21 protein-coding genes are annotated in these 19,948 nt (G+C 72.7%); 12 read left to right on the forward strand and 9 right to left on the reverse strand.

Annotated features, from left to right (window positions below):
* Nucleotides 1-81 precede the first annotated feature (81 nt).
* Nucleotides 82-1,236 carry a glycoside hydrolase family 27 protein gene (locus DV20_RS15510; protein ID WP_235190851.1) on the forward strand — a complete coding sequence of 385 codons (1,155 nt, stop codon included), beginning with the start codon at nucleotides 82-84 and terminating at the stop codon, nucleotides 1,234-1,236.
* On the opposite strand, the gene DV20_RS15515 is transcribed toward DV20_RS15510, so the two are convergent.
* Together DV20_RS15515 and DV20_RS15520 are read right to left on the reverse strand one after the other, a co-directional pair.
* Entirely contained in the window at nucleotides 1,223-1,702 is a 480-nt protein-coding gene (locus DV20_RS15515) for a GNAT family N-acetyltransferase (protein WP_043780692.1), read from the reverse strand. The genes DV20_RS15510 and DV20_RS15515 overlap by 14 nt on opposite strands.
* 16 nt (nucleotides 1,703-1,718) lie before the next feature.
* A complete protein-coding gene (locus tag DV20_RS15520; RefSeq protein ID WP_043780693.1) occupies nucleotides 1,719-2,675 on the reverse strand; it encodes a thiamine-phosphate kinase in 957 nt (318 codons plus the stop codon).
* A 137-nt stretch (nucleotides 2,676-2,812) separates the two neighbouring features.
* On the opposite strand from DV20_RS15520, the gene DV20_RS15525 reads away from it, so the two are divergent.
* On the forward strand, nucleotides 2,813-3,046 hold the full coding sequence (locus DV20_RS15525) for an Lrp/AsnC family transcriptional regulator (RefSeq protein ID WP_043780695.1): 234 nt from the start codon (nucleotides 2,813-2,815) through the stop codon (nucleotides 3,044-3,046).
* 54 nt (nucleotides 3,047-3,100) lie between these two features.
* A complete protein-coding gene (locus DV20_RS15530; RefSeq protein ID WP_200876433.1) occupies nucleotides 3,101-3,637 on the forward strand; it encodes a DUF3515 domain-containing protein in 537 nt (178 codons plus the stop codon).
* Here DV20_RS15530 and DV20_RS15535 read toward each other — a convergent pair.
* Nucleotides 3,634-4,728 carry a D-alanine--D-alanine ligase family protein gene (locus DV20_RS15535; RefSeq protein ID WP_043780697.1) on the reverse strand — a complete coding sequence of 365 codons (1,095 nt, stop codon included), beginning with the start codon at nucleotides 4,726-4,728 and terminating at the stop codon, nucleotides 3,634-3,636. The genes DV20_RS15530 and DV20_RS15535 overlap by 4 nt on opposite strands.
* A 129-nt stretch (nucleotides 4,729-4,857) precedes the next feature.
* Entirely contained in the window at nucleotides 4,858-6,228 is a 1,371-nt protein-coding gene (pdxR, locus tag DV20_RS15540; RefSeq protein ID WP_043780699.1) for a MocR-like pyridoxine biosynthesis transcription factor PdxR, read from the reverse strand.
* An 81-nt stretch (nucleotides 6,229-6,309) separates the two neighbouring features.
* Here pdxR and DV20_RS15545 point away from each other — a divergent pair, with 81 nt between their 5' ends.
* A complete protein-coding gene (locus DV20_RS15545) occupies nucleotides 6,310-6,966 on the forward strand; it encodes a pyridoxamine 5'-phosphate oxidase family protein (protein WP_043780701.1) in 657 nt (218 codons plus the stop codon).
* On the opposite strand, the gene DV20_RS15550 is transcribed toward DV20_RS15545, so the two are convergent.
* Both DV20_RS15550 and DV20_RS15555 read right to left on the reverse strand, forming a co-directional pair.
* Nucleotides 6,938-8,359 carry a sensor histidine kinase gene (locus DV20_RS15550; protein WP_043780703.1) on the reverse strand — a complete coding sequence of 474 codons (1,422 nt, stop codon included), beginning with the start codon at nucleotides 8,357-8,359 and terminating at the stop codon, nucleotides 6,938-6,940. The genes DV20_RS15545 and DV20_RS15550 overlap by 29 nt on opposite strands.
* Nucleotides 8,356-9,069: a response regulator transcription factor gene (locus DV20_RS15555; RefSeq protein ID WP_043780705.1), complete on the reverse strand. Its 714-nt coding sequence runs from the start codon at nucleotides 9,067-9,069 to the stop codon at nucleotides 8,356-8,358. Before DV20_RS15555 ends, DV20_RS15550 begins: the two co-directional genes overlap by 4 nt.
* 147 nt (nucleotides 9,070-9,216) lie before the next feature.
* Here DV20_RS15555 and DV20_RS15560 point away from each other — a divergent pair, with 147 nt between their 5' ends.
* The 5 genes from DV20_RS15560 to DV20_RS15580 all read left to right on the forward strand — a co-directional run bounded on the left by DV20_RS15560 (nucleotide 9,217) and on the right by DV20_RS15580 (nucleotide 13,288).
* The gene (locus DV20_RS15560) at nucleotides 9,217-10,563 is read left to right on the forward strand and encodes a ferredoxin reductase family protein (RefSeq protein WP_043780992.1); all 1,347 of its coding nucleotides are present in this window, start codon (nucleotides 9,217-9,219) and stop codon (nucleotides 10,561-10,563) included.
* Between the two features lie 12 nt (nucleotides 10,564-10,575).
* A complete protein-coding gene (locus DV20_RS15565) occupies nucleotides 10,576-11,082 on the forward strand; it encodes an FMN-binding protein (protein WP_043780707.1) in 507 nt (168 codons plus the stop codon).
* Nucleotides 11,079-11,819 carry an FAD:protein FMN transferase gene (locus DV20_RS15570; RefSeq protein ID WP_043780710.1) on the forward strand — a complete coding sequence of 247 codons (741 nt, stop codon included), beginning with the start codon at nucleotides 11,079-11,081 and terminating at the stop codon, nucleotides 11,817-11,819. Before DV20_RS15565 ends, DV20_RS15570 begins: the two co-directional genes overlap by 4 nt.
* Nucleotides 11,820-11,881: 62 nt before the next feature.
* Nucleotides 11,882-12,262, forward strand: coding sequence for a VOC family protein (locus tag DV20_RS15575; RefSeq protein ID WP_043780712.1), 381 nt, complete (start codon nucleotides 11,882-11,884; stop codon nucleotides 12,260-12,262).
* A gap of 42 nt (nucleotides 12,263-12,304) precedes the next feature.
* On the forward strand, nucleotides 12,305-13,288 hold the full coding sequence (locus DV20_RS15580; protein WP_043780714.1) for an asparaginase: 984 nt from the start codon (nucleotides 12,305-12,307) through the stop codon (nucleotides 13,286-13,288).
* Nucleotides 13,289-13,293: 5 nt separating this feature from the next.
* Here DV20_RS15580 and DV20_RS15585 read toward each other — a convergent pair whose 3' ends face one another.
* The 3 genes from DV20_RS15585 to DV20_RS15595 all read right to left on the reverse strand — a co-directional run bounded on the left by DV20_RS15585 (nucleotide 13,294) and on the right by DV20_RS15595 (nucleotide 15,707).
* On the reverse strand, nucleotides 13,294-13,773 hold the full coding sequence (locus DV20_RS15585; protein WP_043780715.1) for a cysteine dioxygenase: 480 nt from the start codon (nucleotides 13,771-13,773) through the stop codon (nucleotides 13,294-13,296).
* A gap of 198 nt (nucleotides 13,774-13,971) precedes the next feature.
* Nucleotides 13,972-14,988 (reverse strand): NAD(P)H-dependent glycerol-3-phosphate dehydrogenase, encoded by a 1,017-nt coding sequence (locus DV20_RS15590; protein WP_043780716.1) that lies wholly within the window; start codon nucleotides 14,986-14,988, stop codon nucleotides 13,972-13,974.
* Nucleotides 14,988-15,707 (reverse strand): lysophospholipid acyltransferase family protein, encoded by a 720-nt coding sequence (locus DV20_RS15595; RefSeq protein ID WP_043780717.1) that lies wholly within the window; start codon nucleotides 15,705-15,707, stop codon nucleotides 14,988-14,990. Before DV20_RS15595 ends, DV20_RS15590 begins: the two co-directional genes overlap by 1 nt.
* 213 nt (nucleotides 15,708-15,920) lie before the next feature.
* Between DV20_RS15595 and cofC the strand changes: the two genes are divergently transcribed.
* The 3 genes from cofC to DV20_RS15610 are packed head-to-tail and all read left to right on the forward strand — an operon-like array spanning nucleotide 15,921 to nucleotide 19,919.
* Nucleotides 15,921-16,553 (forward strand): 2-phospho-L-lactate guanylyltransferase, encoded by a 633-nt coding sequence (cofC, locus tag DV20_RS15600; protein ID WP_043780718.1) that lies wholly within the window; start codon nucleotides 15,921-15,923, stop codon nucleotides 16,551-16,553.
* Between the two features lie 55 nt (nucleotides 16,554-16,608).
* Nucleotides 16,609-18,969, forward strand: coding sequence for an RNA degradosome polyphosphate kinase (locus tag DV20_RS15605; protein ID WP_200876434.1), 2,361 nt, complete (start codon nucleotides 16,609-16,611; stop codon nucleotides 18,967-18,969).
* A complete protein-coding gene (locus DV20_RS15610; RefSeq protein WP_043780724.1) occupies nucleotides 18,966-19,919 on the forward strand; it encodes an NUDIX hydrolase in 954 nt (317 codons plus the stop codon). Before DV20_RS15605 ends, DV20_RS15610 begins: the two co-directional genes overlap by 4 nt.
* The last annotated feature ends 29 nt before the right edge of the window (nucleotides 19,920-19,948 follow it).

Consider the following 19,948-nt stretch of genomic DNA (forward strand, 5'->3'; position numbering starts at 1 on the left):
GTGACTGCGGTTTCACTTCCCGTGCGATTGGATCACGCCATCGCCGCGAACCGGAACGCCAGTACTCCGAGCACGGGCCTCGTGCTCCTCCTCGGCGCGCTGACCTGGTTGCTCAGCCTGCCGGTGGCCTCGCCCGCCCTGGCGAACGGCCTGGCCGGGACGCCGCCGATGGGCTGGAACAGCTGGAACCAGGTCCGCTGCTACGACCTCACCGAGGACGTCGTGCGCGAAGCGGCCGACGCGCTCGCCGCCACCGGTCTGCGTGACGCGGGTTACCAGTACGTCGTCGTCGACGACTGCTGGCAGGCACCCACCCGGGCCGCCGACGGCTCGCTGCGGGCAGACCCGAAGCGGTTCCCGCACGGCATCGCCGACCTCGCCGACTACGTCCACTCCCGCGGCCTGCTGTTCGGCATCTACGCCGTGCCCGGCAGCCGCACCTGCGCGATGGCCAACGACGCCTACCCCGCCTCCGGCATCGGCTCGCTCGGCCACGAACGCCAGGACGCCGAGACGTTCGGCCGCTGGGGCGTCGACTACCTCAAGTACGACTGGTGCAACGCCGGCACCGTCGACGGCCTCGACCGGAAGGCCGCGTTCGAGAAGATGCGCGACGAACTGGCCGCGCTGCCCCGCCCGGTCGTCTACGCGATCTCCGAGTACGGCGTCTCCAGCCCGTGGACATGGGCGCGGCCGGTGGCGAACCTCTGGCGCACCACGGACGATCTGGTCGCGACCTGGGATTCGGTGCTGGCGACGATCGACCGGCAGGCCGGGGTCGCCGTCCACAGCGGCTCCCCCGGCGGCTGGAACGACCCGGACATGCTCCAGGTCGGCAACGGCACGCTCACCGCCGACGAGGCACGCGCGCACTTCAGCGTCTGGGCCGTGCTGAACGCGCCGCTGTTCGCCGGCACCGACCCGGCGAGGCTGAGCGGCACCGACCTCGCGACGCTGGGCAACGCCGAGGCGATCGCCGTCGACCAGGACTTCGCGGGCAGCCAGGGGCGGCGGCTCGACGCGGGTCCCGGCTACCAGGTGTGGGGAAAACCGTTGAGCGGCGGCGGTTTCGCGGTGGTGCTGCTCAACACCGGCAGCACCACCGCGACCGTCTCCGCGTCGATCCCCGGGTCGTGGGCCGTGCGCGACCTCTGGGCCCACCGGGACGTCGGAACCGATGTCTCGGCGACCCTGCGGCCCCACGCGGCGGCCCTGCTGAAGCTCACACCGAGGTGAGGTCCTTGCCGAAGCAGCGGCTTTCCGGCTCGTTCTTGTAGATGCCGAAGTGCGGGATCTCCGTGTAGCCCGACGAGGTGTAGAGCGCGATCGCTTCCGGCTGCTTCGTGCCGGTCTCCAGGACCGCGCGCTTGCGGCCGGACAGCGCCGCCGTGCGTTCCAGCTCGAACAGGATCATCCGCGCGAACCCGCGTCCGCGCGCCGCGTCGGAGACGTACATCCGCTTGAACTCGGCGTCGCCGGGCCGGAAGTCGGGCTCGGGGCCGTCGTGGGCGCGCCACGCCCCGCAGGCGACCGCCTCCTCGCCCTGGTAGCCGACGAGGAACAGGCCCTGCGGCGGGTCGAAGTCCGCGGGGCTCATCGGGGTGGCGTCCTCGCTGCCGTAGCGCTCGACGTACACCTGCTGCACCGCGGCCATCAGCTTGGCCGCGTCGGGGTGGTCGTAGGGGACTGGAACGATTCTCACGCTTCCGGAGCCTAGATCAGCGCCAGTGCGTCCATCCGCCCTCTCGCGAAAACGGTTTCCCGTCGACGGTGATCCCGGAGCCGGCCATGGTGACGACGCCGATGGTGCGCCAGCCCTCCGGCAGCTCGGTGAACGGCGGGAACGTGGCCGCCAGCGCGTGGTCCTCGCCGCCGGTGAGCACCCAGTCCAGCGGGTCCGCGCCGAGGGCGGCGCCGACCTCGGTGAGCCGGGCGGGGATGTCGAGGTCGGCGGTGCGGACGTCGATGCCGACGTCGGAGGCCTCGCCGAGGTGGCCCAGGTCGGCGAGCAGGCCGTCGGAGACGTCGATCATCGCGGTGGCCCCGGCGAGGGCGGCACGCGGGCCGGCCTCGTAGGGCGGCTCCGGGCAGCGCTGGGCGTTGACGACGCCGACCGGCGACCGGAAGCCGCGGCCGAGCACGGCCAGGCCGGCCGCGGCCCAGCCGAGCCGCCCGTTGACGGCGACGACGTCCCCGGGGCGGGCGCCCGAGCGCGTCACCGGTTCGCGGTCGCCGAGGTCGCCGAGGGCCGTGACGCTGATCACGAGCTGGTCGGCGCGGACCATGTCGCCGCCGGAGACGCCGACGCCGGCGCGTTCGGCCTCGGCCCACATGCCGTCGGCCAGCCCGGTGACGACCTCGCGCGGGGTGTCGGGCGGGCAGGCGAGCCCGACCAGGACGGTGGTCGGGGTGGCGCCCATGGCGGCGATGTCGGCCAGGTTGACCGCGACGGCCTTGCGCCCGACGTGCTCGGGCGAGGACCAGTCGAGCCGGAAGTGGACACCCTGAACGAGGACGTCGGTGCTCGCGACCACCCGGCCGTCCGGGGCCGCGACGACGGCGGCGTCGTCGCCCGGGCCGAGCAGCGTGCCCGGGGGCTGGCGCCGTCCTTCGGTGACGGCTCGGATGAGCGCGAACTCGCCGGTCTCGGCGACCGTTCCGTCGTTCGGTGACACCGGTCACCTCTGCTTTCTCTACCGGGACAAAGATCGATCACCGATAGTCGGATGCCCTATGTTTTTCCCTGAGCTGGCGATACGTTGCTGATGACGTTCCTACCTTGAGAGACAAGATCCCGACGAAAGGGCGCGCCGTGGTCCACGCATACATCCTCATCCAGACCGAGGTCGGCAAGGCGGCCGCGGTGGCTGCCGAGATCTCCAGCATCCCGGGTGTGACCAGCTCGGAGGATGTCACCGGACCGTACGACGTCATCGTCCGCGCGACCGCCGACAACGTCGACCAGCTGGGCCAGCTCGTGGTCGCGAAGGTGCAGAACGTGGCGGGCATCACGAGGACGCTGACCTGCCCGGTCGTCCACCTCTGACCCCGCGGTCCGGGGGTCGTCCCCCGTGCCAGGTCACTGTGGTGTAGTGGCCGGGTGCCTGAATCCGACACCGGAGCGCCCCCCAAGGTGGTGCTCGTCACCGCGGCCGCGCTCGCCGTGGCGCTGGCGGTCGCCGTCGCCGTGTTCGCCCTGACCCGGCCTTCCCTTCCGGACTCCGCCGGGCCGCTGCCGCTGGTCCCCGTGCCGGCGCCCGCCGCGGGGTCGCCGGGCTGCACGACGCTGCTGGGCGCGGTCCCGACCGAGCTGACGTCCAACGGGACCTCTCTGAAGGTGCGCGCCTTGGCGGCCCCGGCGCCGCCCGCGACGGTCGCCTGGGGCGACGCCGATCCGGTGGTCCTGCGGTGCGGCCTGGACCGTCCCCCGGAGCTGACGCCGACGGCGCAGCTGCGGCTGGTGAACAAGGTCCAGTGGCTGCAGGTGCCGGGCGAGGACGCGTCGACGTGGTACGTGGTGGACCGGGAGGTCTACGCGGCGCTGACGGTGCCGGACAGCGCCGGAACCGGGCCGTTGCAGGCCGTTTCGGACACCGTGGCCGCGAAGCTGGCTCCGCGGCCGCTGCGGTTCGGTTAGCGGAGGCCGGTTCCGCGGGCGATCGCCGTCTCGACGAGGGTGGTCAGCAGGGTCGGGTAGTCCATGCCGGTGACCTCCCACATCTTCGGGTAGGCGGACTTCGTCGTGAAGCCCGGCATGGTGTTGACCTCGTTGATGATCAGCTCGTGGTCTTCGGTGACGAAGAAGTCGACGCGGGCCAGCCCCTGGCAGTCCAGCGCCCGGAAGGCGTCGACGGCCATCGCGCGGAGCTTCTCGGTGAGGGCGTCGTCCAGCTTGGCCGGGATGTCGAGCTCGGCGTCGTCGCCGAGGTACTTGGTTTCGAAGTCGTACCAGGCGTTTTCGTCCTCGGACAGCACCCGGATCTCGGCGGGCAGCGACGCCTCGACGTGGCCGTCGGGGAATTCCAGGACCCCGCACTCGACCTCCCGCCCGATGACGGCGGCCTCGACGAGCACCTTGGGGTCGGTGGCCCGGGCGAGCTCGATGGCGGCGTCCAGCTCGGCCCAGCCGGTGACGCGCGAGATGCCGACGGAGCTGCCGGCCCGGGAGGGCTTGACGAACACGGGCAGGCCGAGCCGGTCCCGGCCGGCCTGTTCCAAAGTGGACTGCTCCCGCTTGAGCGCGGCGTACTCGCCGACCGGAAGCCCTTCGGCGGCAAGGAGTTTCTTGGCCGTTTCCTTGTCCATGGCGGCGGCGCTGGCGAGCACCCCGGGCCCGACGTAGGGGATGCCGGCGAGTTCCAGGAGGCCCTGGATGGTGCCGTCTTCGCCGAAGGCGCCGTGCAGGACGGGGAAGACGACGTCGACGCGGGACAGCATTTCGGCCTCCCGCCCGGGTTCGACGGCGATGAGCCCCTGGCTGGAGGGATCCCCGGCGAGGACGAGCCCCTTGCCGTCGTCGACGGACGGCAGTTCGCGGCCGCGGATGGCGAGCTGGGCGGAGTCGCCGGTGCCGAGCACCCAGCGGCCCTCGCGCGTGATCCCCACCGGCACGGCCTCGAACCGCTCGGGGTCGAGGTGCCCGAGGACACTGCCGGCGGAAAGGCACGAGACGGTGTGCTCGCTGCTGCGCCCACCGAACACGACGGCCACCCGGATCTTCTCGCTCATGGTGAGCCACCGTACCCGGTGACCTCGGCCAACAGCCGAGCCCGGTGCGCCGGGTGGGCGGTACCGGACGACGAACGCAACCGGTGACGGACCTGGCACGTCCAGTGTGTCGAGGGCACGAGTGGGGCCTCAGCGCAGCAACGCCACCAACGCCGGCAAGGCCGCCACCAACGCCTCCCGCGAACACCCGGCGTACCCGATCGCCACCCCGTGCGCCGACGGCTCGCCGGCGAAGTGCCGCGCCAGCCCGTCCAGCCGGATCCCCCGCCGCTCGGCCGAAGCGATCACCGCGGCCTCGACCGAAGCCGACGAGAACGGCACCACCAGGTGCGCCCCGGCGTCATCGCCGCGCACCGGAATGCCCGCCGACGACAGCGCCCCCGCCAGCAACGTCCGCCGCTCCGCCATCTCCCGGCGCAGTTTTCGCAGGTGACGCCCCAGATCCCCGTTCCGCGCGAACTCGTACAGCACCCGCTGCCCCGCCGGTGACGGCCGCGTCCCCGTCGAATCCCGGTAGGCCAGCACCGCCGAGGTGATCGCCTCCGGCGCCACCATCCACCCCGCCCCGAGCGTCGGCGTCAGGATCTTCGACGTCGTCCCCAGGTGCACCACGACGTCCGGGGCCAGCGAAGCCAGCATCGGCAGCGGCGCCACGTCGAACCGCAGCTCGCCGTCGTAGTCGTCCTCGATGACCAGCATCGACGACGCCCGCGCCCGCTCCACCAGCGACACCCGCCGTGCCGCGCTCAGCCTGCTGCCCATCGGGTACTGGTGGGCCGGCGAGCAGTACACCGCCCGCGCGCCCGGGGGGATCTCCTCCGGGCACAGCCCCTCCTCGTCCACCGGCACGCCCACGACCCGCATGCCCGCCCGGCGGAACGCCTGCACCGCCCGCTGGTAACCGGGTTCCTCGACCGCGACGACGTCCCCGCGCTCCAGCACCGCCGCGGCCAGCTCGACGACCGCCGCCGTCGTGCCGCCGGTCGCCAGAACCGAGCCCGCCGCCAGGCCCCGGTGGCGCAGCAGGTGCTCCGACACCGTCGCGCGGTACTCCGGCAGCCCCGCCCGGTGGGCGCGGACCAGCGGCTCCGGGTCCGCCGCGGCCCGCCAGGCGCGGCGCCAGGCCGCCCGGTCCAGCCCCGCCGCCCACGGTGTGCCCGGGCCGAGGTCCAGCAGCGGCGGCGTGGCGGCCTCGGGAGCGGGAACCGCGGGCGCCGGGACTTCGGCGGCGGAGGAAGAAGGCGGCGTCGTCACGTACGTGCCGGAGCCGTGCCGTCCGGCGATCCAGCCCTCGGCGTGCAGCTGCTCGTAGGCCGCCGACGTCACCGTGCGGCTGACGCCGAGCCGGCCGGCCAACGCGCGGGTCGAGGGCAGCCGGTCGCCGCCGCGCAGGTGGCCGCTCGCCGCGGCTTCGCGCAGCGCGTCGGCCAGCTGGACCGCCAGCGGCGTCACCGCCGAGCGGTCGAGGCTGACCGGGAGCGCGGTGTCGGCGTGGGACACGGGACCTCCTCCGAGTGGACTTCCCAAGTGTACGAGAAGTGGCCGTTTCGCGAGGCCACTGTGCCGGGAGACGCTGGTCGCATGTTGTCGACCACGCCCCGCACCACGCTCGGCCGCAAGAAGCACCGCGCCGTCACCGACCGCTCCGCGCTGCACGCCGTCCTGGACGAAGGCCTGATCTGCCACCTCGGGGTCGTCCGCGACGGCGTGCCGCTGGTCCTGCCCACCGGCTACGGCCGCGACGGCGACACGCTCTACCTGCACGGCTCGACCGGCGCGGCCAGCCTCCGCACCGCGGCGCACGGCCTCGACGTCTGCGTGACGGTGACGCTGCTGGACGGCATCGTCTACGCGCGTTCGGTGAACAACCACTCGATGAACTACCGCAGCGCCGTCATCCTCGGCCAGGCGAAGCCGGTCCTCGACGCCGAAGCGAAGACGCACGGGCTCAAGGTGCTCACCGACCACCTCGCGCCGGGCTCGTGGGAGCACGCGCGCGAGGTCAACGCCAAGGAGTTCGCCGCGGTGTCCGTGCTCGCGCTCGACCTCGCCGAGGCGTCGGTCAAGATGCGCGCCGAGGGCCCGGACGACGAGCCCGAAGACGTCGCCGCGGACACCGCCTGGGCCGGCGTGCTGCCGGTGCGGACGGTCTACGGCACGCCCGAGCCGTCCGCCGACCTCTCCCCCGCCTGGACCACGCCGGAGCACGTCACCGCGCGAGCGGCAACCGGACGGTGAACACCGTGCGGCCCGGCTCCGAGCTCACCGAGACCGTGCCGCCGTGCGCGGCGACCAGGGACTGGACCACCGACAGCCCGAGCCCGGTCCCGCCGTTGCCGCGGGTGCGGGAATCGTCGACGCGGAAGAACCGGTCGAAGATCCGCTCCTGATCCGCCGGAGCGATCCCGGGCCCGGTGTCGATCACCCGCACCTCGGCGAAACCACCCGAAACCGTCACCGCGACGTGCACCGACGTCCCGGGCGGGGTGTGCACGGCCGCGTTGGCCAGCAGGTTGTCCAGCACCTGCCGCAGCCGCACCGGGTCGGCGTCCACGAAGGCCGTCGAAAGCGCCGTGGTCAGCGGGTGGTCCGGCCGGCCGGCGGCGAACGCGTCCGCCGCGTCCCCGGCCGGCTCGGCCAGATCGATGCGCTCGGGCCGCAACGGCGTCTCGGCGGCGCGGGCGTCCAGCCGGGCCAGCAGCAGGAGGTCGTCGACGAGCACGGTCATCCGGGCGGTCTCCTCGCGGATCTTCGCCAGGTGCGCTTCGCGTTCGGCCGGCTCGTTCGCCGCGGCGTAGCGGAAGAGGTCGGCGTACCCGCGGATCGACGTCAACGGCGTCCGCAGCTCGTGCGACGCGTCGGCGACGAACCGGCGCAGCCGTTCGTTGGCCTCGGTCTTCGCGGCCAGTGACGTGTCGATGTGGGCCAGCATCACGTTGAACGCCGTCCGCAGCTCCTCGACTTCGGCGCCGCCGCCGGTGCCCGAAGCGCGCACCGGCAGGTCCGGGTTCGCCGTCAGGTCGTGGGAGGCGATGTCGTGCGCGGTACCCGCCATGTCGGCCAGCGGACGCAGGCCGCGGCGCAGCACCAGCCGTCCCACGACCACCAGCACGGCCAAGGCGAGGGCGAACGCGCCGACCTCGACCCAGACCAGCTGCCGGACCGTGCCGTCGAGGTCCTTCTGCGGCGCGGCCGACAGCAGCACCGAATCGGTGTCGACCGGGCACGCCCGCACCCGGTACGGACCGTCGTCGCGCAGGTGGATGGTCCGGGTGACGTCGCCGTTCACCGCCTCGGCCGCGATCTTCGCCAGCTGCCCGGCGTCTCCCGGCAGCTTGCCGCCGGACTCGGGGACGGCGACCCCGCCGTGGATCTTGTACAGCGCCGAGTACCACGAGTACACCGACTGCGGCGAACCGTGCGTCTCGCGCAGCAGCGGCAGCTGGGTGTTCTGGCTCTTGGACAGCTGCTCGTCGAGCCGCCGGTCGAGGTAGCCGTGCATGATCCCGACCGTCGTGACGCCGACGGCCGCGAACACCACCAGCGCGAGGGCGCCGAGGCCGAGGGTGATCCGGGTGCCCAGCCGGGTGCGCCGCCAGGCCCCGTACCACCGGCGGAGGGCGCCCGTCACCGGTGGGCCTGCCGCACGACGTACCCGACGCCGCGGACGGTGTGGATCAGCGGTTCGCCGCCGCCCGCGTCGACCTTGCGCCGCAGGTGCGAAATGACCAGTTCGACCACATTGGACCGGCCGCCGAAGTCGTACTCCCAGACGTGGTCGAGGATCTGCGCCTTGGTCAGCACCGCGGGCGAGCGCCGCATCAGGTAGCGCAGCAGCTCGTACTCGGTCGGCGTCAGCTCGGCCAGGCGCTCGCCGCGGCGGACCTCGCGGGTGTCCTCGTCCAGGGTCAGGTCGCCGACCCGCAGCACGGCTCCGCGCGCCTCGGGCTGGTGCGCGAGGCCGGCGCTGCGCCGCAGCACCGCCCGCAGCCGCGCCATCAGCTCCTCGACCGAGAACGGCTTCACGAGGTAGTCGTCACCCCCGCGGGTGAGCCCGGCGATCCGGTCGGCCGTCGCGTCCTTGGCCGTGAGGAAGACCACGGGCACCGCGTTGCCGCCCTCGCGCAGGCGGTCGAGCACGGTGAAGCCGTCGAGGTCGGGCAGCATCAGGTCGAGCACGACGATGTCCGGCCCGAACTCCGCGGCCCGGCTCAGCGCGGCCTGGCCGGTGCCGGCCGTGACCGCCTGCCAGCCCTCGTACCGGGCGACGGTGGCGACGAGGTCGGCGATGTGCGGCTCGTCGTCGACGACGAGCAGGCGCACGGGGTCGGGAGTCTGCACCCCCGCATCTTCTCCCGCCGCGCGCGGCCCGGGCGAGCGGAGACGGCGGCCGACAGGATTCCGACAGCCGGCACCCAGCCTCGCCACAGGACGGGTGGCGAGGCTGGCCTTCGTGAACCGAACCGAAGGGGGATCCGTGTGACCACCATGACGCAGACCGCCGAGGCCGCGCGCCCGGCGATCCGCCCCCGGATCGCCGCGAAATCCGGCCTCTTCCTCTTCCTCGGCGCCAACGTGGCCGCCGTCACCGTCCTGTTCGTCCAGGCCGGGGTTTCGCAGAACGTGCTGATCACGATCGGCAGGCTCGCCGGGATGTACGGCGCGCTGGCGATGGCGTTCCAGCTGCTGCTGGTGGCCCGGCTGCCCTGGCTGGACCGGCGGCTCGGGATGGACCGGCTGACCACCTGGCACCGCTGGACCGGCTTCACGATCCTCTGGACCCTGCTGGCGCACCTGGTGTTCATCACCATGGGCTACGCGGAGGTCACGGACAAGGGCGTCGTCGACGAGCTGGTCGAGATGGCCAGCACCCTCGAAGGGATCCTGCGGGCGCTGGTCGCCTTCGCCGTGATCCTCATCGTCGGTGCGGCCTCGGCGAAGTTCGCGCGCAAGCGGCTCGCCTACGAGACGTGGCACTTCATCCACCTCTACACCTACGCCGCGGTGCTGCTGGCCTTCACGCACCAGATCGCGCTGGGTCAGTCGTTCGCCGGTTCGGAGACGGCGAAGGCGTACTGGTGGACGCTCTGGCTCGGGGCCGGCGCGGCCGTGCTCGCCGGGCGCGTCGTGCTGCCGCTGTGGCGGAACCTGCGCCACCAGCTGCGCGTCACGGCGGTGGTGTCCGAGTCCCCGGACGTCGTCTCGGTCTACATGTCCGGCAAGCACCTGGACAAGATGCCGGCCAAGGCGGGGCAGTTCTTCCTGTGGCGGTTCCTGACCAAGGACCGTTGGTGGCAGGCCAATCCCTTCTCGTTGTCGGCCGCGCCCGACGGCCGTTCCCTGCGGCTGACCGCGAAGGCGCTCGGCGATTCCAGCGCCGGGCTGCGCAACCTGCGCGTCGGCACGCGGGTGTTCGCCGAAGGTCCGTACGGCGCCTTCACGACGATCCACCAGCGGCGGCCCAACGCGCTGCTCGTGGCGGGCGGTGTCGGGATCACGCCGATCCGCGCCCTGCTGGAGGACATCGACGGACACGTCGTCGTGCTGTACCGGGTGCGGTCCCAGGCCGACGCGGTGCTGCTGCCGGAGCTGAACGAGCTGGCCAAGGCGCGCGGCGCCAGCGTCAGTGTCCTCACCGGACCGGACCAGGCGGTCGGGCCGCGCGGGGTGATGCTCGGGCCGGCGAACCTGCACATGATGGTGCCGGACGTGCACGAGCGGGACGTGTTCGTCTGCGGCCCGCCGGGGATGACTTCCGCGGTGCTGCGCAGCCTGCGCGAGCTGCGCGTGCCGAACGCCCAGGTCCACGCCGAACGTTTCAGCCTCGCGGCCTAGGGGGAAGCTGCTGTGAAGAAGACCATCTTCGTCGTCGCGCTGTCGATAGCCGGGTTCATCTCGGTCTGGCGGTTCGAGCCGGGGCCGGTGCACAACACCGCCGCCGTCGCGCAGGCGCCGCCGCCGCCGAGCACCACCGCACCGTCCACATCGGCCGCTCCGGCGACCACCGTTCCGGAGGCGCCGGCCACGTCGTCCGAGTCGCCCACGCCGTCCACTTCGGACTCGCCGGCCACGAGGAACACCCCGGCCGAGACGGTGACCACCCAGGGCAGCGCCGAGTCGAGCCGGTACGGCACCGTGCAGGTGCAGGTGACCTTCACCGGCTCCCGGCTCACCGCCATCACCCTGCTGCAGGCCCCGGACAGCGGCCGGTCGCTCACCGCCCTGCCGAAGCTGCAGGAAGAAGCGATCAAGGCGCAGAGCGCCGACATCGACACGGTGACCGGCGCCACCGAGACGAGCGAGTCCTACAAGACGTCGCTGCGGGCCGCGATCGACGCGAGGGGAAACCGATGACCACCCGCGTCGAACAGGTGATGGGCCTGCCGATCTCCCTCGACCTGCGTGACGAAGGCGACTTCGCCGAGGTCGTCGACGAAGTCTTCGCGTGGTTCTCCGACGTCGACGCCCGGTTCAGCCCGTTCAAGGAGGACAGCGAGGTCAGCCGGTACGACCGCGGCGAGCTGACGGCCGCCGAGCTGAGCGACGACCTCCTCGAGGTGCTGGAGCTCTGCGCGTACTACGAGCAGCTCTCCGGCGGCGCGTTCCGCGCGCGGCTGCCCGGCCGCGGCCTCGACCCGTGTGCGGTCGTCAAGGGCTGGGCGGTGCAGCGCGCGGCCGACATGCTGAAGGCCGAGGGCGCGACGACGTTCTGCCTCAACGCCGGCGGCGACGTCGTCACCGCGGGCGAGCCGGAGCGGGGCCGCCCGTGGCGGGTCGGGGTGCGCCACCCCGAGCAGCCACTGGCGGTGTGCGCGGTGCTGGAGTCGCGCAACGGCGCGATCGCGACGTCGGCGGCTTACGAGCGCGGCTCCCACATCCTCGACGGCCGGTCCGGCGCCCCGGCGACCGGCCTGATGAGCGTCACGGTGGTGGCCGGCGACCTCGTCACGGCGGACGCGCTGGCCACGGCGGCGTTCGCGATGGGCGAGGAAGGCATCACCTGGGCGGCGGACCGGCCGGACTGCGAGATCCTCATCGTCGACGACAGCCGCCGCGTGCACCGGACGGCGGGGCTGGCACTGGCGTCGTAAAACGGTTCGCCCTCCTCGGGCGGCTGGGCCAGACTCGGCGGCACCCGACTTCGAGGAGTGCCATGCCGTCGTCCGTGCTGAACGTGTCCGTCGACTGCGCCGATCCGTACGCGCTCTGCCGGTTCTGGAGCCAGGTGACCGGAAAGCCGATGCCCGAAACCGATCAGCCCGGGGACGACGAGGTCGGCTTCGAGCTGAACGACGGGACGAACCTGCTGTTCCTCCGCGTGCCGGAGCCGAAGACGGTGAAGAACCGCCTCCACCTGTGCCTGCAGCCGGACATCCCGCGCGATGAGGAGGTCGAACGGCTCCTCGGCCTTGGCGCGACGCTGTACGACGACCTCCGCAACCCGGACGGCACGGGCTGGGCGGTGCTCGCCGATCCGGAGGGCAACGAGTTCTGCGTGCTGCGGAGCGCGGCCGAGCGCGCGGCGACGTCCTGACGGACTCGTTCGCGGTCGAGACCGGCTGAATAGGGTGGCGGCATGGCCCGTCCCCTGATCGCCGTCGCCACGCTGGGCGGCACCATCTCGATGGCCCCGGTCGACGGCGACGGCGGCGCCGTTCCGCGGTTCGGCGCGGCCGAGCTGCTCGGCGGGCTCGGCGATCTGCCGATGGACGTGCTGGCGGAAACCCTGGCCGGGATCGGCAGCGCGTCGCTGGACTTCGCGACGCTGCTGCGGTGCCGCGACTGGGGCCTGCGCCAGGACGCCGACGGGTTCGTCGTCGTCCAGGGCACCGACACGCTCGAGGAAACGGCGTACTTCCTGGACCTGCACTGGCCGTCGGAGATCCCGGTGGTTATCACCGGGGCGATGCGCAACGCCGGCCTGTTCAGCCCGGACGGCCCGGCGAACCTGCGCAACGCGCTCACGGTGGCGGCCGATCCGCGCAGCCGCGGCCGGGGCGCGCTGGTCACGCTCAACGACGACGTCCACGCCGCGCGCTGGGTGCGGAAGGCGCATTCGAGCCACCTGGACAGTTTCTCGTCGGCGCCGGCGGGGCCGCTGGGCATGGTCGTCGAGCACGCGGTGCACTGGTTCCACCCGGCACCGCCGCGGCTGCCGTCCCTCGACGGCGACGACTTCGGCGGCCTGGTCCCGGTGGTCGAAGCGGGCTTGGACGACTCGGGCGCGGTGCTCGCGTCGGTGGCCGCGCAGCCGGAGGTCCGCGGGGTCGTGGTCGCCGCGACGGGCGTGGGACACGTTTCGGCCGCCACGGCCGACGTGATCGCCCGGTTGGTGACCTCGATGCCGGTGGTCGTCGCCTCGCGGACCGGCGCGGGCCCCACGCTGCGGTCGACGTACGGCTTCCACGGTTCGGAGTCGAGCCTGATCGCGATGGGCGCGACGATGGCGGGCTGGCTGGACGCGCGGAAGTCGCGGATCCTGCTGCACGCCCTGCTGGCGTCCGGCGCGGACCGGGACCGGATCGAGCGGGAGTTCCGGGCTCGCGGCGACCTGGACTGAAGCGGTCAGTCCCGGATCGGCCCGGCCACCGGGTCGAGGTGGTACGGGCGCATCGCGCGGCCCGCGTCGCGGTAGACGTGGAGCGAGATCGCCGGGTCCGGGCCGTCGTTGCGGACCTCGTGCACGTACCCCGGCCCGAACACCCGCGACTGCCCCGCCGAAAGCGCGTGCAGCTCGGTGACCGCGCGGCCGTCCGGGGCGCGGCGCGCCACGGCCTCGGTCAGGTGGCCGGCGACCACGGTGAAGGCGCCGCTGGCGAACGCGTGGTCGTGCAGGTCGGTGCGCTGGCCGGGCAGCCAGCTCATCAGCCACACCTCCTGCTGCTCGTCCTCCGAAACCAGCGCCGCGAACCGCTCGTCGGGGTCGTAGCGCAGGAGGTGCTTCCAGCGGTCGCGGTCGGCGGCGACCTCGAGGGCGACGCGCACCGGGTGGCGCAGCGCGGGGTTTTCGGGACGCAGCAGGGTGTTGTCCGGAACGGCGAACATGAGGGTCCTCACGCAGAAGATAAGGGTGTCGAGCTGGGCCGGGGCTGGGTTCACCGACAACAGCGACACGCGCGCACGCTCGCGCGGAGGCCCATGCGGCCCCGCGGCTGAGTCATGGCGTGCGCGAACATGCGACCAGAGTCCCAGCCGCGTTCCGCCCGGTCAAGACGTCTCACCTGACGGGAGAACGCCGGGCGATCAGGACCACTCGTGCTTCTGCGACCGTCCCAGCAGCTCGGCGCCGGCCTGGCGCGGGTCGACGCCCTCGTGGCAGACGCGGTGCATGGCGTCGGTGATCGGCATGTCGACCCCGAGGCTCTGCGCCAGCGCGCGGATCGACGAGCACGACATGACACCCTCGGCGACCTGCCCACCGGCCGCGGCCTGCGCCTGTTCGAGCGTCTCGCCGCGGCCGAGGCGTTCGCCGAAGGTGCGGTTGCGCGAAAGCGGCGACGAGCAGGTCGCGACCAGGTCGCCGACGCCGGCGAGCCCGGCGAAGGTGAGCGGGTCGGCGCCCAGCTTCGCGCCGAGCCGGGCCATCTCGGCCAGGCCGCGGGTGATGAGCGTCGCCATCGTGTTGGTGCCGAGGCCGAGGCCGGCGGCCATCCCGGTGCTGAGCGCGATGACGTTCTTGCAGGCCCCGCCGAGCTCGCAGCCGACGACGTCGGTGTTGGTGTAGGGGCGGAAGTAGGAGTTGGCGCAGGCGCGCTGGACCGCGACGGCGCGTTCGTGGTCGGCGCAGGCCAGCACGGACGCGGACGGCTGCCCGGCGGCGATCTCCTTGGCCAGGTTCGGCCCGGTGACGACGACGACCTCGCCGGGGTCGATCCCGACGATCTCGCCGATCACCTCGCTCATCCGCTTGAGCGTGCCGAGCTCGACGCCCTTGGCCAGGCTGACGAGGATCGCGCCGGGCGGCAGCAGCTCGCGCCACGCCGTCAGGTTCGCCCGCAGGCTCTGGCTGGGCACGGCCAGGACGACGGCCTCGGCGTCGTGCAGTGCCTTCGCGGGGTCGCTGGTGGCGGTGACGTTCTCCGGCAGGGACACGCCGGGCAGGTAGGCGCCGTTGGTGTGCCGCTCCCGGATGTCCTCGGCGACCTGTTCGCGGCGCGCCCACACGGTGACGTCCCGCCCGGCGTCGCCGAGCACCTTGGCGAAGGCGGTGCCCCACGAGCCGGCCCCGAGCACGGTGACCCGCTGCACGTCGGCGCGCATCAGGCGGGATCCCCCGGCTTCGCGGCGGGCGGTTCCTCGTGCCGGATTTCGGCGAGGAGCCGGGTCACCTCGTCCATCATGACCTGGGTGACCTCGCGCAGTTTCGTGGCGCTGCGGGTGTTGCCGCCGCGGTAGGCGGACAGGTCGAGCGGGTCGCCGACGAGGTGGGTGATCGTCTTGCGCGGGAACGGCGTGAACTTCTTCGTGTAGCCGTTGAAGATCTGGCTGGTGCCCCACCGGGCGACGGGGATGATGGGGACGTCGTTCTGCAGCGCGAGCCGCGCGGCGCCGGTGAAGGACTCCTTCGGCCAGCCGTCCGGGTCCTTGGTGATGGTGCCCTCGGGGTAGATGACGACGATCTTGCCCTGTTCGAGCGCATCGTGAGCGGCCTTGAGGCTGTCCCCGGCGGCGGCCGACCCCCGCGAGACGGGAATCTGCCCGGACCCGGAGACGATCGGGCCGAGGATCGGCGCCCGCGTCAGGCTCTCCTTGAAGAGGAACCGCGGAACCCGCTTCTGCCGGTGCACGAAGACGGCGTCGACGGCGGGATCGAGGTGCGAGATGTGGTTCATGACGAGAAGAGCGGGCCCCTGCCGCGGGATCTTCTCGGCCCCGACGTAGACCCGCCGCGCGATGCCGGTCAGCGGGTAGAACAGTACGGCGGCGAGCCCCACCCAGAAGCCGCCCTTTTCACGCCGGGCCACGATCTCCTCCTCCACGCGTCACGTCGGGCCCTGATCCTGCCGCGCCGGGCTCGGAGCAGTCCAGGGAGGGTCGGTTGAAGGGGGGTGCGGGGGTTCTGACCTGGTCGGGGGTGGGTGCGGCAGTGAACTCGGACACCCACGCCCGGAGGCCGTCCACAACCCGCGTCGCCTGTGGACAACCCGCCCCGCCCCCGACGACCACCCCGGCTTTCGGGTAAAGATGGACACGTGGACGTGGACCTGGTCGTGCCGATGAAACACCCCCGCGACGGCAAGTCGCGGCTGCGCGGCGCCGTCGACCCCGCCCGGCACCCCGGGCTGGTCCTGGCGCTCGCCGCCGACACGCTCGCCGCCGTGGTGGCGAGTGCGCAGGTCAGGCGCGTCCTGCTCGTCGCCGCCGATCCCGCTGCCGTCGCCGAGCTGGGCGAGCTCGGGGTCGAGATCGTCGCCGAACCCGCCGAAAAGACCCTCAACGCCGCCTTCCGCCACGGTGCGGCCCTGCTCAAGGCCGACGATCCGGGCGCCGTCGTCGGTGCGCTGCAGGCCGATCTCCCCGCCCTGCGCGCCGTCGATCTCACCGCGGCGCTCGCCGAGGCCGCCGGGCGCCGGGCCTTCGTCGCCGATCGGCAGGGCACCGGCACCACCCTGCTGCTGGCCGCCGCCGGCGGGGCGCTCGATCCGCGGTTCGGGCCCGGGTCGGCGCGGCTGCACGCCGCGTCCGGGGCCGTCCCCCTGTCGCGGCCGCTGCCGACCCTGCGCGGTGACGTCGACACCCCGGATGATCTCGCCCACGTCCGCGCCCTCGGTGTCGGGAAACACACCGCCGCCCACCTCGGCGAACCGGCCGCCATCCCGCGCTGAGCTGTTCATCTGACCTTCACCACGGTCCGCGCAATTCCGCGTCACGTAGTGAAGAATGGGGGCCGTGAGCACAGAAGACGGCGGCACGCCCGCACCGCGGAGGCGACGGAACCCGGCCAACGGATCTTCGGAGGCGGCGGCGAAGAAGACGACGACCGCCAAGAAGGTTCCGTCGAAGTCGACCGCGCGCGACACCGCCGCCCGTGCCACCGCCGGCAAGGCCAGGGCGAGCAAGACCACGGCCGCCGCGGCCACGCCGCGGCGGCGCAGCGCCACGCACGGCAACGCGCGGGCGGCCGAGGAGTTCCGGGCCGTCCCGTCGGCGCCGCCCGCCGTCACCGCCGCGCCGACCGCCGTCGAGACGCTGCCCGACGACCGGTACTTCAACCGCGAGCTGTCGTGGCAGGACTTCAACGCCCGCGTGCTCGCGCTGGCCGAGGACGAGTCGCAGCCGCTGCTGGAGCGGGCGAAGTTCCTCGCGATCTTCGCGTCCAATCTGGACGAGTTCTACATGGTCCGCGTCGCCGGCCTGAAGCGCCGCGACGAGACCGGCCTGCTGGTGCGCAGCGCGGACGGGCTCACCCCGCGCGAGCAGCTCGGCTACATCGCCAAGCGCAACCAGGACCTGGTCGAGCGGCAGACCGGTGCGTTCGAGAAGCACCTGCGCCCGCAGCTGGCCGAGCAGGACATCCACATCGTCGGCTGGGCCGACCTGGCCGGCGCGGACCAGCTGCGGCTGTCGAGTTACTTCTCCGAGCAGATCTTCCCGGTCCTGACGCCCCTGGCCGTCGACCCGGCGCACCCGTTCCCCTACATCTCGGGCCTCTCGCTCAACCTCGCGGTGACGGTCCGCGACCCCGAAGGCGGCACCGAGCGCTTCGCCCGGGTGAAGGTGCCGAGCAACGTGCCGCGCCTGATGCGCGTCGAGACCGAGCGCACCAGCCGGACGGCGACGTTCCTGCCCCTCGAAGAGCTCATCGCCGCCCACCTGGGTGAGCTGTTCACCGGCATGGACGTCACCGAGCACCACGTCTTCCGCGTCACCCGCAACGCCGACTTCGAGGTGGACGAGGACCGCGACGAGGACCTCCTGCAGGCCCTCGAGCGCGAACTGGCGCAGCGCCGCTTCGGCCCGCCGGTGCGCCTCGAGGTCGCGCAGGACATGAGCGAGCACATGCTCGAGCTGCTGCTGCGCGAGCTGGACGTCGACCCGGCGGACGTCGTCGAGGTGCCCGGCCTGCTCGACCTGACCTGCCTGCACCAGCTGTCCGCTGTGGACCGCAAGGAGCTGAAGGACCGGCCGTTCGTGCCGGCGACCCACCCGGCGTTCGGCGAGCGCGAGACGCCGAAGAGCGTCTTCGCGACGCTGCGCGAGGGCGACGTGCTGGTGCACCACCCGTACGACTCGTTCTCGACCAGCGTGCAGCGGTTCATCGAGCAGGCGGCGGCCGACTCGAAGGTCCTGGCGATCAAGCAGACGCTGTACCGGACTTCCGGTGACTCCCCGATCGTCGACGCGCTGATCGACGCCGCCGAGGCGGGCAAGCAGGTCGTCGCGCTGGTCGAGATCAAGGCGCGCTTCGACGAGCAGGCGAACATCACGTGGGCGCGGACGCTGGAGCGCGCGGGCGTGCACGTGGTGTACGGCCTGGTCGGGCTGAAGACGCACTGCAAGGTGTCGATGATCGTGCGCCAGGAGGGCTCGACGATCCGGCGCTACTGCCACATCGGCACCGGCAACTACAACCCGAAGACCGCGCGGCTCTACGAGGACATCGGCCTGTTCACCGCCGACCCGAGCATCGGCGCGGACGTCACCGACCTGTTCAACGTGCTGACCGGCTACTCGCGGCAGGACACCTACCGGACGATCCTGACCTCGCCGCACGGGATCCGCCGCGGCATCGTGCGCGCGATCGGCGAGGAGATCGAGCTCGCGCGGGCCGGGCAGCAGGCCGGGATCCGGATCAAGTGCAACTCGCTGGTCGACGAGCAGGTCATCGACGCGCTCTACCACGCGTCACAAGCCGGGGTCCCGGTCGAGATCGTGGTGCGGGGCATCTGCACGCTCAAGCCCGGCGTCGAAGGGCTGTCGGAGAACATCCACGTCCGGTCGATCCTCGGCCGGTTCCTGGAGCACTCGCGGATCTTCAACTTCCGCGCGGGCGGGACGCACTGGATCGGCAGCGCGGACATGATGCACCGCAACCTGGACCGGCGGATCGAGGCGCTGGTGCGCGTCAAGGACCCGAAGCTCATCGCGCAGCTCGACAACATCTTCGATTCGGCGCTGGACCCGGCGACGCGCTGCTGGGTGCTGACCGCCAGCGGCGAGTGGTCGCCGTTCCCGGCGGACGGCTCGCGCGTGCGTGACCACCAGCTGGAGCTGGCGAAGCTGCACGGGGCCGCCGGATGACCCAGGAGGTACGGGCGGCCGGCGCGGTGCTGTGGCGCGTCGCCGGGGGCGCGACGGAGGTCGCGCTGGTCCATCGCCCGCGGTACGACGACTGGTCGTTCCCGAAGGGGAAACTCGACCCGGGCGAGACGATCGCCGAGGCCGCGGTCCGGGAAATCCGGGAGGAGACCGGTTTCACGGCGGTACTGGGCCGCTACCTGGCCCGGACGGCGTACCCGGTGCCGTCGCGCGACGGCACCGGGACGGTGCCGAAGACGGTCGACTACTTCGCCGCGGAAGCGGTGTCCGGCGGGTTCTCGCCGAACGACGAAGTCGACGAGCTGCGCTGGCTGGAGCCGACGGTCGCGGAGAAGCTGCTGACGCGCCCGGAGGACGTCCGGGTGCTGCGGACGTTCTGCGCGCTGCCGGTGGGGTCGACGACGCTGCTGCTGGTGCGCCACGCGAAGGCGGGCAAGCGCGACGGGTGGTCCGGCGACGACGACCTGCGGCCGCTGTCCGAGGCGGGCCTCCGGCAGGCGGCGGCGCTGCGCCGGGTGCTGGCGCTGTTCGGTCCGGACCGGGTGCTGTCGGCCCCGAGGCTGCGGTGCGTGCAGACGGTCCACGGGGTGGCCGAGGACGTCGCGGCGGAAGTCCGCCACGAGCCGTTGTTCTCGGAAGAGGGCTACTGGCCGGACCCGGTCCTGGGCGTCGCGCGGCTGCTGGCGGTGGCCGGGGACGGCGGAACACCGGTGGTGTGCAGCCAGGGCGGCGTGATCCCGGACCTGGTGAGCGCGTTGGCGGATCGCGACGGCGTGGAGCTTTCGGCCGCGCGCGGCGGCGTGGTGCCGAGCAAGAAGGGCTCGTTCTGGGTCTTGTCGTTCCGCCCGCCCACGGCCTCGGAAGGCCCGGTGCTGCTGGCGGCGGACTACCACCCGAGCGCGCTCCCGGCGCCCTCCCCCAGCCGCTCCTGAGCTCCGGCCCTCGCCGCGGGGACGGCGCT

The organism is Amycolatopsis rifamycinica (assembly GCF_000695625.1).
GTDB classification, from domain to species: domain Bacteria; phylum Actinomycetota; class Actinomycetes; order Mycobacteriales; family Pseudonocardiaceae; genus Amycolatopsis; species Amycolatopsis rifamycinica.